The organism is Phocaeicola dorei, assembly GCF_013009555.1.
In the GTDB taxonomy this organism is placed as follows: domain Bacteria; phylum Bacteroidota; class Bacteroidia; order Bacteroidales; family Bacteroidaceae; genus Phocaeicola; species Phocaeicola dorei.
The window spans coordinates 3,905,202-3,919,999 of sequence record NZ_CP046176.1 but is presented as its reverse complement, the minus strand read 5'-3'; the positions used below and the strand labels follow the sequence as shown (position 1 = coordinate 3,919,999).

At 39.0% G+C, this 14,798-nt stretch carries 14 protein-coding genes; 11 read left to right on the top strand and 3 right to left on the bottom strand.

What is annotated here, in order from left to right; translation table 11 throughout:
- The first annotated feature begins 123 nt into the window (after nt 1-123).
- The 4 genes from GKD17_RS16565 (at nt 124) to GKD17_RS16550 (ending at nt 3,844) form a co-directional block, all read left to right on the top strand.
- On the top strand, nt 124-783 hold the full coding sequence (locus GKD17_RS16565) for a LysE family translocator (RefSeq protein ID WP_005842995.1): 660 nt from the start codon (nt 124-126) through the stop codon (nt 781-783).
- A gap of 71 nt (nt 784-854) precedes the next feature.
- Nucleotides 855-1,397 (top strand): DUF4924 family protein, encoded by a 543-nt coding sequence (locus GKD17_RS16560; RefSeq protein ID WP_007831734.1) that lies wholly within the window; start codon nt 855-857, stop codon nt 1,395-1,397.
- Nucleotides 1,398-1,411: 14 nt separating this feature from the next.
- On the top strand, nt 1,412-2,269 hold the full coding sequence (rfbD, locus tag GKD17_RS16555) for a dTDP-4-dehydrorhamnose reductase (protein WP_007831735.1): 858 nt from the start codon (nt 1,412-1,414) through the stop codon (nt 2,267-2,269).
- A gap of 6 nt (nt 2,270-2,275) precedes the next feature.
- The gene (locus tag GKD17_RS16550; protein ID WP_007831741.1) at nt 2,276-3,844 is read left to right on the top strand and encodes a peptide chain release factor 3; all 1,569 of its coding nucleotides are present in this window, start codon (nt 2,276-2,278) and stop codon (nt 3,842-3,844) included.
- 76 nt (nt 3,845-3,920) lie between these two features.
- Here the strand turns inward: GKD17_RS16550 and GKD17_RS16545 are convergent, their stop codons facing one another.
- Nucleotides 3,921-4,703, bottom strand: coding sequence for a TerB family tellurite resistance protein (locus GKD17_RS16545; protein WP_007831742.1), 783 nt, complete (start codon nt 4,701-4,703; stop codon nt 3,921-3,923).
- 106 nt (nt 4,704-4,809) lie between these two features.
- Here GKD17_RS16545 and GKD17_RS16540 point away from each other — a divergent pair, with 106 nt between their 5' ends.
- Nucleotides 4,810-5,694, top strand: coding sequence for a D-isomer specific 2-hydroxyacid dehydrogenase family protein (locus GKD17_RS16540; RefSeq protein WP_007839807.1), 885 nt, complete (start codon nt 4,810-4,812; stop codon nt 5,692-5,694).
- Here the strand turns inward: GKD17_RS16540 and GKD17_RS16535 are convergent.
- A complete protein-coding gene (locus tag GKD17_RS16535; RefSeq protein WP_007831744.1) occupies nt 5,677-6,465 on the bottom strand; it encodes an aspartate dehydrogenase domain-containing protein in 789 nt (262 codons plus the stop codon). The genes GKD17_RS16540 and GKD17_RS16535 overlap by 18 nt on opposite strands.
- A 503-nt stretch (nt 6,466-6,968) precedes the next feature.
- Between GKD17_RS16535 and GKD17_RS16530 the strand changes: the two genes are divergently transcribed.
- Nucleotides 6,969-8,726: a helix-turn-helix domain-containing protein gene (locus tag GKD17_RS16530; RefSeq protein ID WP_007831751.1), complete on the top strand. Its 1,758-nt coding sequence runs from the start codon at nt 6,969-6,971 to the stop codon at nt 8,724-8,726.
- Nucleotides 8,727-8,968: 242 nt separating this feature from the next.
- The gene (locus GKD17_RS16525) at nt 8,969-10,048 is read left to right on the top strand and encodes a BF3164 family lipoprotein (protein ID WP_007839809.1); all 1,080 of its coding nucleotides are present in this window, start codon (nt 8,969-8,971) and stop codon (nt 10,046-10,048) included.
- Between the two features lie 763 nt (nt 10,049-10,811).
- Here GKD17_RS16525 and GKD17_RS16520 read toward each other — a convergent pair.
- Nucleotides 10,812-11,810: a winged helix-turn-helix domain-containing protein gene (locus GKD17_RS16520; protein ID WP_007831754.1), complete on the bottom strand. Its 999-nt coding sequence runs from the start codon at nt 11,808-11,810 to the stop codon at nt 10,812-10,814.
- Nucleotides 11,811-12,063: 253 nt separating this feature from the next.
- Here GKD17_RS16520 and GKD17_RS16515 point away from each other — a divergent pair, with 253 nt between their 5' ends.
- From GKD17_RS16515 to GKD17_RS16500, 4 genes are all read left to right on the top strand, one after another.
- The gene (locus GKD17_RS16515; protein ID WP_007831755.1) at nt 12,064-12,285 is read left to right on the top strand and encodes an NVEALA domain-containing protein; all 222 of its coding nucleotides are present in this window, start codon (nt 12,064-12,066) and stop codon (nt 12,283-12,285) included.
- Nucleotides 12,286-12,288: 3 nt separating this feature from the next.
- Nucleotides 12,289-13,155 carry a DUF1573 domain-containing protein gene (locus tag GKD17_RS16510; protein ID WP_007831756.1) on the top strand — a complete coding sequence of 289 codons (867 nt, stop codon included), beginning with the start codon at nt 12,289-12,291 and terminating at the stop codon, nt 13,153-13,155.
- Between the two features lie 241 nt (nt 13,156-13,396).
- Nucleotides 13,397-13,621 carry an NVEALA domain-containing protein gene (locus GKD17_RS16505; RefSeq protein ID WP_007839812.1) on the top strand — a complete coding sequence of 75 codons (225 nt, stop codon included), beginning with the start codon at nt 13,397-13,399 and terminating at the stop codon, nt 13,619-13,621.
- Between the two features lie 159 nt (nt 13,622-13,780).
- On the top strand, nt 13,781-14,779 hold the full coding sequence (locus GKD17_RS16500) for a 6-bladed beta-propeller (RefSeq protein ID WP_007831765.1): 999 nt from the start codon (nt 13,781-13,783) through the stop codon (nt 14,777-14,779).
- The last annotated feature ends 19 nt before the right edge of the window (nt 14,780-14,798 follow it).

Genomic DNA, 14,798 nt, shown 5'->3' with positions numbered 1-14,798 from the left:
GAAAACTAGTTCTAATATCAAGGGTCTATTAATAAGGTGCAAAGTTATATAAAAGAGACGGGGTATGAAAGAATTTTGAGTGTAAATATAGGTACTTTCGTAAAAAAGTAGCATCTTTGCAGCATGAATTGGATAGAACAAGTAACCATACTCGATTTATTGGTGAAAGGGCTTATCGTCGGCGTAGTGGTTTCTGCGCCGCTAGGTCCTGTTGGGGTACTTTGTATACAGCGCACACTGAACAAGGGACGATGGTATGGATTTGTTACTGGTCTGGGAGCTGCCCTTAGTGATATAGGCTATGCCTTGATTACAGGTTATGGCATGAGTTTTATGGATGATTTCTTGGCAAAGAACCAAGTATTGTTACAAATTATCGGCAGTATCATGCTGTTCTTTTTCGGTATTTATACTTTTCGTAGTAATCCTGTCCAGTCTATCCGTCCTGTATCCTCTACCCCGGGCAGTTATCTTCATAATTTTGTTACTGCTTTTTTTGTGACTCTCTCCAATCCCCTCATTATATTCCTGTTTATAGGTTTGTTTGCCCGTTTTTCTTTTGTGATGCCGGGCAGTCCCATAGGCTTTCAACTGGTGGGGTATTTGGCTATTGTATTGGGGGCGCTTCTCTGGTGGTTCGGAATTACGTATTTTGTCAATAAAGTACGCACCCGTTTTAATTTACGCGGCATTTGGATTTTGAACCGTGTGATTGGTATTGTAGTGATGCTGATTTCAGTCGCAGGTTTCATTTATACTATTTTAGGAAAAACGATGTACTGACAAAGAAACATATCTTGATGTATCATACGTTGGTTTTTTGATTTTTAATTATTAATTTTAATTTAAAAAGTATGTTCGTTTCCAAGCAGTTGAAAGAAAAGAATATAGCCGAGTATCTTATATATATGTGGCAGATAGAGGATTTAATCCGTGCCAACGGCTGTGATATAGAAAAGATAAAAAGCACCATCATAGCTCCTTATCCGTTAACGGAAGAGCAGAAAGCGGAACTCACTCAATGGTATATGGATTTGATTGAGATGATGCGTCATGAAGGGATTATGGAAAAAGGCCATTTGCAGATTAATAAAAACATTATAACTTGGCTTACCGACCTTCATTTGCAGTTATTGCGTTCCCCTAAGTTTCCTTATTATAATTCTGCTTATTATAAAGTATTGCCCTATATTGTGGAGTTACGCGCTAAAGGTGCGGATAAAGAGGAGCCTGAGCTGGAAACTTGTTTTGAGGCGCTTTATGGTATCTTATTGTTGAAATTGCAAAAGAAAGAAATCAGTGAGGAAACAAGAAAGGCACAAGAAGCAATCTCGACATTGCTGGCTATGTTGTCAAACTACTATATAGAGGATAAAAAAGGAGAATTGGAATTCTAATAAATGAAATAGAAATGAAGAATATATTGGTGACTGGTGCCAACGGTCAATTAGGAAATGAAATGCGTGTGCTATCGGCTGAATACAAGGAATATACTTGTTTTTTTACGGATGTAGCCGAATTGGACATTTGTGATGAGCAGGCGGTGATGACTTTCGTGAAAGAGAATAATATTCATGTCATAGTGAACTGTGCGGCCTATACGGCAGTAGATAAGGCAGAGGATGATATAGAGTTATGTACCAAGCTGAACAAGAACGCTGTGAGCTATCTGGCGAAGGCGGCTGAAGCCAACTGGGGTGAGTTTATTCAGATATCAACGGATTATGTGTTCGATGGCACGAAATATCTTCCTTATAATGAGGGAGATGTTCCTTGTCCCAATTCCGTTTACGGCAAGACCAAACTGGCCGGTGAAACGAATGCATTGGAGTATTGCAAAAAAACAATGATTATCCGTACCGCATGGCTTTATTCTACTTTTGGGAATAATTTTGTAAAAACGATGATCCGTCTGGGAAAGGAAAAGGAAACTTTGGGTGTAGTCTTTGATCAGATTGGTACACCGACATATGCTCGTGATTTGGCACGTGTCATCTTTACAGCCATTTATAAGGGAGTGGTTCCGGGAGTTTATCATTTCAGTGATGAAGGGGTATGCTCCTGGTATGATTTTGCCAAGGCTATCCATCGTATTGCCGGTATCACGACCTGTAAGGTTAGTCCCTTGCATACAAATGAATATCCGGCAAAGGCTCCCCGTCCCCATTATTCCGTATTGGACAAGACCAAGGTTAAAACTACTTATAACATTGAGATTCCTCATTGGGAAGAGAGTCTGGAAGCATGTATCAAAGAATTAAATGCATAATAAAATATGAATAGTGAAATAGAAAGAAGACGGACGTTTGCGATTATAGCACATCCGGATGCCGGTAAGACCTCTCTAACTGAAAAATTGTTACTTTTTGGCGGACAGATACAGGTGGCCGGAGCCGTAAAGAGCAATAAGATAAAGAAGACCGCCACATCCGACTGGATGGACATTGAAAAGCAGCGTGGTATTTCTGTGACCACTTCTGTGATGGAGTTTGATTACAATGATTATAAAATCAATATTTTGGATACTCCGGGCCATCAGGACTTTGCCGAGGATACTTATCGTACTTTGACAGCCGTAGATAGTGTCATTATTGTGGTGGATGGTGCGAAAGGTGTGGAAACGCAGACACGTAAGTTGATGGAGGTATGCCGTATGCGTAATACTCCGGTAATCATATTTGTCAACAAGATGGACCGTGAGGCGAAAGATCCGTTTGATTTGTTGGACGAACTGGAGGAGGAACTTATTATCAATGTACGTCCTCTGACGTGGCCTATTGAAAGCGGTCCCCGTTTCAAAGGTGTGTATAACCTTTATGAACATAAACTGAATCTTTTCCAACCTTCCAAACAGGTGGTAACAGAAAAAGTGGAGGTTGATATCAATACGGAAGAACTAGACAACCAGATCGGTGCTCCTTTGGCTGAAAAATTGCGCGGAGAACTGGAACTGGTTGACGGTGTTTATCCTGAATTCAATGTGGAGGAGTACCTGAAAGGCGAGATGGCTCCTGTATTTTTCGGGTCGGCATTGAATAACTTCGGTGTACAGGAACTGCTGGATACATTTGTGGAAATTGCTCCGAGCCCCCGTCCTACCAAGACAGAAGAACGTGAGGTGGAACCCGATGAACCGAAATTTACCGGATTTGTCTTTAAGATCACAGCTAATATTGATCCTAATCATCGTTCATGTATTGCATTTTGTAAAATTTGTTCGGGAAAATTTTCCCGTAATACTCCCTATTATCATGTACGTCATGACAAGACGATGCGTTTCTCTTCTCCCACTCAGTTTATGGCACAGCGTAAAACAACAGTAGACGAGGCTTGGGCGGGAGATATCATTGGTTTGCCGGATAACGGAACGTTCAAGATCGGTGATACATTGACTGAAGGTGAGAAACTTCATTTCCGTGGAATTCCCAGTTTTTCGCCCGAGATGTTTAAATACATTGAGAATGCTGACCCTATGAAACAGAAACAATTGGCTAAAGGTATTGACCAGTTGATGGATGAGGGTGTGGCACAGTTATTTATCAATCAGTTTAATGGACGTAAGATTATCGGTACGGTAGGGCAGTTGCAGTTTGAAGTGATCCAGTATCGTCTGGAAAATGAATATAATGCAAAATGCCGATGGGAGCCTGTCAGCCTATACAAGGCATGTTGGGTGGAAAGTGATGATCCGGAAGAGCTGGAAGCTTTCAAAAAACGTAAATATCAGTATATGGCCAAGGATCGTGAAGGAAGGGATGTATTCTTGGCTGATAGCAATTATGTACTTCAAATGGCACAAATGGACTTCAAGCATATTAAGTTCCATTTTACCAGTGAGTTTTAATTTTTTGTTGGAGGTGTGTCAAAAATCCCTAAGGGGATGGACACACCTCCTTCTTATTTTCACGAAATATTCTTTTTTACTTTATTCCTCTGGCTTTATAAATTCGTTCTTTAGCGTTATTAATTTGTTGAAACTTCTCTTCTGCCGCTTTTTTCACATCTTCACCCAATGTAGCAACACGGTCAGGGTGATGTTTTAATGCCAGGCGGCGATAGGCTGTACGTACTTCCTCATTGGTGGCAGACGGGTCAATTTCAAGTACTTTGTAAGCTTCTTCCAATGAGTTTCCGCTAAGGTTTAGCATGGATTCCACTTCTTTGGGTGACAGTTCCATGCATTGTGCCACTTCTTTTAATGCTGCTATTTCCTCAGAGCATACGCTTCCGTCACTTTTGGCTATGTTTACCAGAAAGTCCAACAATTGCAACCGTTGTTCGTAAGGCAGGTTCGCGGCAATCTGTGCACCACATTCATGGATGGTATTTTTAAATGCCATCGGATTTTGACGCTCCATCTGTTTGCGCTGTTCAAAAAGATTCAGCAAAATCTGTTCTCCTTGGATGACTGCCTCTTCGCCGAAATTCATTCTTAAGAATTGGCGTACATATTCCATTTCGCTGTGCATGATGCGTCCGTCTGCACGGATGATGTAAGACGCCATAACCAACATGGAGAATAAAAAACTATTCCGCTGGCCTTCATCATAGTTTCCAGCTTCCACCTGTCCTTTTTCGTATGTATTGCCAAAAAGTCCGTTGTTTCCATCCAGCAATGAGCCTAAGGCAAATCCGGCCAAAGCTCCCAGTGGTCCCATAGTCATGAATCCTAGAATACCACCAATCCATTTTCCTGCTCCCATTATTCTTTTAATTTTTTCGTTTTGGATGCAAAAATAAACAATCTTGGATGAAAAAAGTCTCTTTGCCGCATTTTTTACTATCTTTACCAATCAAATTAAAAATACTATGTTTCAGAAACTTGTAGCAATAGAACCTGTCAGTTTGGTTCTGTCAGCAGAAAAAACGTTATATTCTTTTGCAGATGAGGTTGTTATGTACTCTGATATTCCAGCGGGAGATAATGAGATTATTGCTCGGATCGGAGATGCGGATGCTGTATTGTTAAGTTATACATCACAAATAAACCGGTATATTTTAGAGAGATGTCCGAATGTCCGGTATATCGGTATGTGTTGTTCACTATATTCTCCCGAAAGTGCGAATGTGGATATCCGTTATGCTAATGAACGCGGTATTACGGTGACGGGTATTCGTGACTATGGTGACGAAGGGGTAATAGAATATGTAGTCAGCGAACTGGTGCGTTGTCTTCATGGATTTGGTCAGAAGCCGTGGGAAGGGATTCCCCGGGAGATTACCGGCTTGAAAGTGGGTATTGTAGGCTTAGGAAAATCTGGTGGTATGATAGCGGATGCAATGAAGTTTTTTGGTGCGGATATAGCTTATTATGCCCGTAGTGAAAAAAAAGAAGCCGGTGCGAAGGGTTATCGTTTTATGCCTTTGAATGAACTTTTGACATGGAGTGAAGTGGTATGCTGTTGCTTGAATAAGAATACGGTTTTGTTGCATGAGGAGGAGTTCAAGGCACTTGGAAATAGAAAGATACTATTTAACACAGGATTGTCACCTGCGTGGGACGAATCTTCGTTTACCCGATGGTTGGAGGAAGATAATCTTTGTTTTTGTGATACATTAGGAGCATTGGGGAGTACGGCATTGCTTACCCATCCGCATGTGCGTTGTATGCAAGTATCAACCGGCCGTACTCGTCAGGCGTTTGACCGCCTGAGCGAGAAGGTGCTGGCCAATTTGTCAGAATACAATGGGTGAAGTGATATTGAGCAGGGTGTTTACTACAGACCATCCTGCAATCTCTGATGTAGCACTGTACACTTCTACTACTGCGTGTACTTGTTCATTTTTGATTTCCACTTTTTGAGTATCACTTGTAAATCCAGGGGTGGACTGTATGGATACCTGCATATTGTCCGGTCCTACGGAAGCCAATGAGGCTGCGACAGATACATTTACTTTGGTTGGAAAAACATTTATAGCCTCTGTTGCATTGCCGGAAAAGACAATGCATCTTTCCTGTTGCAGCTCTTCCTTGTAAACCGATGTGCCTTTCAAAGCATCAGGTCCTTTTTCATTGAAAAAACGAGCTGTAGCGTTTCCCATCAAAGAGGTGGTTCTTAATACATCAAATCCTCCGATGGCTCCGGATACCAAGTAAACCCGTGTATCGTTTGCCTTGGCTGTTTCTTTGACTTTCTCATAAAAAGAGGTGTCTGCCAAAGCTCCTATGGATAGGGTGATAATGGAAGTTCCGTTTTCCAAGGTAGGTAAGGCCAGTTCTTTCATTGCGGCAGGCGAGGCTGATTCCACTAGATAATCAGGTTTTAACTCCAACAGTTCTTTTAAAGTGTGACAGGCTGCACACATTTTTCCGTGTTGCCTCATTTTATTCGCAATGCGTTCGGCCTTTGATGCTGTACGCGAATATACGCCTACTAACTCATAGTCGGGCAACATTCCTTTGACAACTGCGTTTGTTATAATTTCAGCAAGTCGTCCACATCCTACTATAACTAATTTATTCATAGAACAAAGATAGGTATTTTCATCATATAAACCTATTTTGTGAAAAATGGAATTTATTGTGATATGTTTCTTACTCTATAGGTATGTCTGTCCGAGCTGTTTTTAGTGTGCTTCTTAATCCCCTGTCTGATACATTAAAAAATTATACTTGTAATTTAAAAATAGTATGAGGAAGATTCGTCCTGATCAAGAATATTTTTTAAGGAATAATATTTACGTTTTATATAACAGACAGCATTATTACCTGACAGAATAAATGAAAAGTGATGGTTCAGAGTCGAATGGAAAAATTTCTTGTAAAACCAATATGATTGCATACTTATTCCTTAATACATGTTTTTTAGCATATTTTTGATGAATATTGCCCATTAAATTTGATAAATTTCGCCTTATGCGAGAATGCGGAAAAGTTTATACTTGTATTGAGAAAAAATGAATGATATACTATTAATAAAATGTTGTATTGTCTATGAGGAAATTATTTATTTTAATTCAATATTAGTATGAAAAAAACTTACTTAGATGCTTTAATGAGTATTTTTACACCTATTCCTTTGAATAATGGTTTTTATTTTGTGGATAACAACGGGACGATTGATTGGATTCTGTCGAATATATTCCTTTTAGGGTACGTGCTACCTGTAGAGGGGGTGATGATAGGTATCTTTTTCTATCTTTTATTATCTCATGCCATAGAACATAAAACTCAACTGATGTTCCGTGAAAAGTTCAAACTTGTTATTAATTTGTTCCATTATACACATACGCCTTTGGTGGTGTTACGGAATCAATTGGAAGAAATTGTGGTTGGTAATCTTCCTGAATCTGCTGTTACAAAGTTACAGCAGGCTCTGAAAAATGCCAATCAGGTTATTGATTGCAGCCAGAGTGCTATTTCACTTGGTAAAGCGGATTGGAAAACGATTCCTCGTGCTTCTGTGGTAGAGTTTGAGCTTTATGCCTATATCATGTCTGTTGTCGGTCTATGCCATCTTTATGCCGATTCGCGTCATATTCAGTTAAAAGTTACTGCCTGTTCTGATTATATCAGTTGCAGGATCAATGAAACCGTGATGACGGTAGCTCTTCAGCACCTTTTGAACAAAATGATAGATAACACACCTCCTGACGGTTGTATAAATATTATCCTTTCACATTCGGCAAGTTCTTGGGAGTTGCGTATCAGCAATTGTGAAAAGATAAGAAATGGAATTTTAAAGATGATTCCGGCCATGCCTGCCTTCTCTTCCATATATAATTATGGTGACTTATGGACGGTAAAGAAAATAATCCGTTTGCATGGCGGTAAAATAATCGGTTATGGATACGGAAAAGTGGTTACTTACCAGGTTATTATGCCGAAATATTTTCAATCCCAATCCGAGGCAGATACCGGTATGGCGCTATCTGTAAAGAAGCAAAAGGTTTACTTGGAAGAAACCGTATCTACAGCAGAAGGAAAGAGCCGGACTGATAAAAAAGAGAGTAAATCTTGTATTTTGTTGGTTATGGCAGACAAAAAGTATAGTGATTATTTAAGGATGACTCTTTCGGAGTATTTCAGGTGTATTGTTCTGGACGCTCCCGATAGAATAATAAGTGCCTCTGTTCAAAATAACCCTGATGTGATTGTTGTTGACGAAACTGTGAATGGAGTCTATGGAGAGGAACTTTGTTCTAAAGTTAAAGCAGACAAGGCCATAGCGAATATTCCGGTTATTCTTTTAATTAAGTCGGCAGATAATGAAAGCTATTTGTCGCATGTGGGGAGTAAAGCCGACCGGCTGGAATTGCGGAGTGCGAATATTTGGAAATTCCGGACGGACATTACTATGCTTATAGATAATAATTTGGTCAGACAGGAACGGATGAGGCGATTTATAGCCGATACGGTTGCTCCTACACTTCCCGAGAAGATAAGAAAGGACGATGCTTGTCTGAAGTTTATAAATAAAGTCCGGCAGTTGTTGGAACAGAATTTGGCGGAAGAGTCATATACCGTTGATGCGCTTAGTGAAGATATGGGAATGTCCCGCACTGCTTTCTATAATAAGATGAAGAAAATGACAGGACAGGCGCCGGCCGATTATATGTTGACATTCAAAATGGAAAGAGCAAAGAGATTATTGGCCTCTCAAGATTACTCTATCGGAGAAATTGCAACGATGTTGGGCTTTTGTGACAGTCGGTATTTTGCAAAAAGGTTTAAGGAAGCGTGTGGTATATGTCCGTCAAAGTATATCGAAACCATAATAGGCTGATGTGATATGATGCGGATTCTCCATACCTTATTTTATGATAGGCTGTTTTGACATGTTTTCATTGTAGAGGTGGCAAAGTCCCTGAATTTCGATGAAATGGGAAGAAATGAAAATCTACTCGTGAAAAAGAGATGTCTATGACGAATCTAAAATGAAGATTTAAGGTAAATCTAAGGTTGTTTCTTCTTGTTTTTATGAATAGTTTGTTTACTTTGTGCCAGATAAGTAAATATAGAAATCAAATGAAAAACAAACAACTATTATGCGTTTTATTCCCTTTGTTGGTGGCGTGTACCGGGCAACGCCACCAACAGCAGGTATCCAGTGAGTCAATCATAGAAGAAGCGGTGCGGAAGGGAGAAGTTCTGAAAGGGGAGATTGTTCCCATTGATACGGCTCTGTTCCGGTATGCCTATCGTATGCGTGTACAGGGTGACAAGGCGGTGATATTGGATTTGCACAATGCCGATTACTATTATCATGTATTTACTTATCCCGATTTTCAATATCAGTCTTCTTTTGGAAAGCGTGGGGAAGGTCCGGGTGAGTCCATTTATGCGGCGAATATCCGTTTTGCAGGGCAGGACACGGTGTGGGTGCTTGATGACGGCAAGGGCAGGATGTATCAATATAGCGGTATAGCCGGGGGGAAAACTCCCAAACAGGAAAAGGATATTTTGTTGGATAAGCGCTTGTTCCGTTCCCTTGATTTTGATTTGAAGGATGCCTCTACTGTTGTTATCCCCGATTATTCCGGTGAGAACCGTTTTGGTTGGGCTGATATCCATTCCGGTGAATTACTCCGTAAATCAGAACATATCCCCGTATCCGATCAGAAATTATTGAAAGAGAGTGCACCTGCCGTTGCGCAAGGCTGGAATAGTTTTATAGCATTCAGTCCGGATAAAAAGATATTGGTTTCTGTCACTCAGTTTGGGGATAGGCTTGATATTTATGATATGCAGTCACAAAAGCATATAGGAAAATTGGGTGAGGATGGAGAGCCCCAATTTAAAGTGAGTTCTGAAGGCTACGGACTTCCGGCGGGGAGAATCTGTTATTATGATGTGCAGGTGACTGACCAATACATTTATACCATTTATGACGGTCGTAAATTTAAGGATATTATGAAGTTGGCCGATGCCTATCAGCAGGGTGGTAAAATATTACGTATATCCACCCACGAGGGCGATGTGGTGAAAACCTATGTATTGGATCGTCCTATTGCCGGTATTTATGTAGATGAGGCTGCCGGTATGTTATTCGGTTTGGATGTCAATGCTGACGAGCAGATAGTGAAATTTCCCCTTGAATTGGAATAGAGGAAGTTTTGAAAAGAAATCACCGTGTTATCCTATAATGGCGGATAATTTATTGTAGTGTATGGTTGGAAAAACATAAGTTCGTTTTCCGAAAAGAACCGGATCTTTTTTGAAAAGAACAGGGCCTTTTTTAAAAAGGTTCTAGTGTTTTATGAGCTGGACTGTCTGCTTATACCAATTTAGAATTCATGCGTTTTTTCTTTCAAATCCTTCATCCTTATGTAAGATGTTAGTTCTTAGCTGATTATAATGACGGATTTGTACCCGGAAAGCTTCAGCCAAAAAAAATCCTTCAGGGTGAAGGAATATGGATGATTTTCAAGTTTGCTTTCATAGAGTTTAAAAGTGAGAATTATCTGTCACACTGTCACAGTACTAATTATTTTGCTGAAAAACAGGTTGTTAAGATGTGACAGATAGCGTGACGGAGAGTGTGACAGATAAAAGTCTGTCACAGTGTTATTGTCCTGCACTGCATTGTCCTGTGGCCTATAATGAATGAATCAGAATATAGTAACGAGAATCTCTTTGTTTCCCGTGTATTACAGTGTGTTCCACTGTTTGGTACAATTAATTTTATATGGTGGAACAAATAGTTTTATATGGTGGAATATTTAGTTTTACCTTGATGAAATAAATTATTCCACCTTAATGAAACAACTCGTTCCGCTGTGAGAAATGCTTTGTTCCTGCTGCGGTGGGTTGGTGATTTTAAGTAAGATTGTATACCTTATGTATGCTTATTATTGGAAATAGGAGCTATTCATTCGTTTGAGGAGATAACCAGTCGGTATCCTCCTTTTTCTGTCACTATCTGATATTCGGGAAAGTCCTTGAGTGAGGATTTAAGGGTGGAGATATGACTATATATTTTATTTTCGGGATTGTTATCTTTCGGCCAGAAAGCATTTTTAATATCTTCTTTAGTCAAAAGATGCTTGGGCGTTTTGATAAACAGTTCCAGCAGATTGAAATCTGCCGGTGCTATGTGGCAAAGCCGGTTGCCAATATATAGTTTCTTGCTTTCCAACTTTAAAGTCATTTTCCCCAATTGTATGTAGTCCGGATTGTCAGGAATTTCTTCACATGGTATGCAGTCCGGATTGGCGGGAGTTTCTTTTTTCTGTGGTTTTTTCAGAAATGACAGAGACACCCATATCAAGACAATGAAATAAGCAATGATACTCCATAACACTTTTGGAGTGGTATGTTTTACTATTTCTGTCCAATGAATCATAGCCCATGCCTGTACGCCGGCGGTTCTTTTAGCGTCTATTGCTTGTACAGGGGTGACAAGAGCTTTCTGGAAAGAGATTGAATCATTGTCACTGAATACCTTTTTCTTGTTGTAGCGGTAAATGATTCCCGTCTTAGCGGCGGAAACTCCATTCTTTTCCCATTCTTCTTGGAAGATCTTATTGAAATTGTCTGGATTGACGGGGATAATCCTTGTCATCACATACTGGTTGGCCAGTTGGGTAGCCAGTGACTCATGGGTGCTGTCTTCAAAATAAATGATTTCTAGACTATCACCGTATTCTATTTGGACACCTTTTACCTTTCTGCCTAAAGGGCGATAATGAATAAGAATCTTGTTTAAGCGTTCTTGATAATCAATATTGATTGCTTCACGTAGGCTGTCCTTCATTGTTATCAGAACATTTGTTTTTTCATCTTTAAAAGCAACATAACATAGCAGGATGAATACAATCCATCCCAATGCAATAAAGCTAAACTTGAATAAGTTTGTCGGTATTTTCATGTTTCTTGTTCATGTTAGAGATTGCAAAGATACGCATATTTATAAAAAAGGAACTTATAAGTTAAAAAAAGAATATGATTTAATTGGATGAACCTTATGATTTGGAGATCAGGGCATTAAAATAATCCTTCCGATGAAATGGGGATTTTTTGAATCTTAAGAAAACTTTAAGGTCACCTTAAGATCAATTTAAGGGAAAAAATTTGCGTGCCCGATAGATGTTCTCTACCTTCACACAAAAAATGATAAACCAATGAAAAAAGTATTTGTGTTATTTACCGTTGTTATGCTAATGGCGGTAATGGCTTGGGAAAAGCAATCCGGAAAGCCGGTAGAGAGTGAGTTTCTTTTAGATAATGTGGAAGCATTGGCTGCAGGAGAATCCGGGTATGATACATGTCTGGGTAGTGGGAATGTGACTTGCAGTACCGGAGAAAAAGTAGAGTGCGTAATTAGACCTTTTGGCTTGGATTAATCAATGAGATACCTTTGTCTATTACTATGTGTTTTTGCTCTTTTTCCCTCCTGCAAGGAATCAGAAAAAGATAAAATCGCTCGTTTGGTTGAGGAATGGGAAGGGAAAGAAATTCTCTTTCCTACCCATTCCATCTTTACTATTCAAGGGAAGGATACAGTGGACTTTTCTTTAGCGGATGCGGATTATAAGGTAGTGACTTATATCGATTCTGTAGGCTGTACCAGTTGTAAGTTACAATTGCCTCGCTGGAAGCTGTTTATGCAGGAAGTTGATTCAACGTTGAACCGTCCGGTTCCCTTTGTCTTCTATTTCCACCCGAAAGATATGAAAGAACTACGTTATATCACCCGTCGTGATGCATTTATCTATCCTGTTTGTTTCGATGAAAAGGACGATTTTAACCGATTGAATCACTTTCCGGATGAAATGACTTTCCAGACATTTCTATTGGATAAAGACAACAAGGTGGCGGCTATAGGCAATCCTGTTCACAATCCAAAGGTGAAGGAACTTTATTTGAAAGTATTGACAGGTGGTGAAGTTGTAAAAGCGGAAACACCGATAACGAAAGTCAGTCTGGACGTAACAAGCATAGACTTCGGTTCATTTCCTCAGTCGGAGAAGCAGGAACGCAAGTTCACACTGACCAATACGGGACAGCATGTACTGGTGATATATGATGTCATCACTTCCTGTGGATGTACCAAGGTAAACTATAATAAGGAGGGTGTTCGTCCGGGAGAAAAAGCGGAACTGACCGTGATTTATGAAGCCGAAAAGGCTGAGCATTTCAGTAAGACGGTTACCATTTATTGCAATGCAGATAATTCTCCACTTCGTTTGAAGGTAACGGGGAATGCTGAATAAAGGATGAAGTATGAATCAATGGGAGTAAAAAGCGGATGGAAAGAAATTCATTTTCTTTGCCGAAAGTCGATTCTTTCCACCCTGTGGCTCTCTCCTAAAAGAAAAGGAGGTTAAGTCCGATGTAAAAGTAGTGTAAATAATCAGAATAAGCAAGCGGTATTTTTGTTTTTTCTGCGGTGGAGTTCTTTCCGAGAATAAGATGAAAATATGAATAATAATAATTTTTTTTACTAGAAATAAGATGAAGAAGAATATTTTGAAGGCAACTTTGGTTGTTGCGTTTGCTTTGATAGCAGGAATGAATGTGTATAATGCTCAGCAATCGGATATAATGTCTGATTTGGTACTGGCTAATGTAGAAGCGTTGGCTAGAAATGAAATTTCCAATTGTGATAATGGCTGTTGGGATAATGGAAGTGGGTGTTTGTGTGGAGTTTGGTATCCTGGATGGAAAGAAGCACAATGATTGATTGAGAGCATGTTCAATATTTAGTATGAAATCGTCTTAAACTGATTTCAATAGGTTTTTCTGTCTTTATATTATGGATGTTATTATTCATTATATTCGGATTTTAGTTTAAGACGATTTTATTAATGAATTATTATATAGACTTATTGTTGAATTATGAGAAATATATTGTGTGTGACATTAATCGCTTTATTGGGAGGTTGCACTTCTACTTCCGTAACGGAAAAATATCAAGATAAGCGTAATGATATTATTAATGTAAAAGATAAGGTAATAGAGTTCGAGACTGGAAATGTTTTAATAGGTTCTGTTTCGCGTTTGTATATGTCGAATAAGTGTTTGTTAATAGCTGATCATAAGTCTGTTGATAAACAGATACATATATTCAATAAAAATGATTTTAGTTATCTTACCAGCATTGGAAATTTCGGGGAGGGGCCTGAAGAAATAACAGTGATGGGATGCTTAGCCATAGATGAGGCTCATCATCAATTATATGTTTCAGATCATGCCAAACAAAAGATATTTAGTTATGATATGGATAGTGTAATGGTGGATTCTTTGTATAAGCCTCAAGTAAAGACTGCGATGAACGAAACTTTATTTCCTTCTGAATATCAGTATATAAATGATACTTTATCAATTGCTGTATTAATAAAGCCAACCAGTACTTCTACTTTTAATCAGTTTTTAGGTAGATGGAATATGAACACAGGCGAAATGATTCCTATGAAATACACTCATCCGGATATTCAGAAGAAACGAATAACTTTTGCTGCTTCGGAGAAAGCGGGAATATATGTAGAATGTTATACCCGACATGATTTGATGACCATTTGTTCTTTAGATGGAGAATTGCTATATAATATATATGGTCCTGACTGGGATGGTGGAAATGGCAATAAACTTCAATCCTTTGGTACGGTGATGATAGGAAATGACAAAATATTTGTTTCTTATTGTGGAGAAGATTATGCCAGAGATTCTTTTCCGACAAAGATTCTGGTCTTTGATTTGGAAGGGAATTATCTTAAAACCTTAGAGACTGGATATAAAATATCAGACTGTTGCTATGACTCATTCAATAATAGAATTATTTTGTCTTTGAACGATGTTGTTCAATTTGCCTATTTAGATATTGACGGAATAATATGATGTATTTAATGTAAAATTT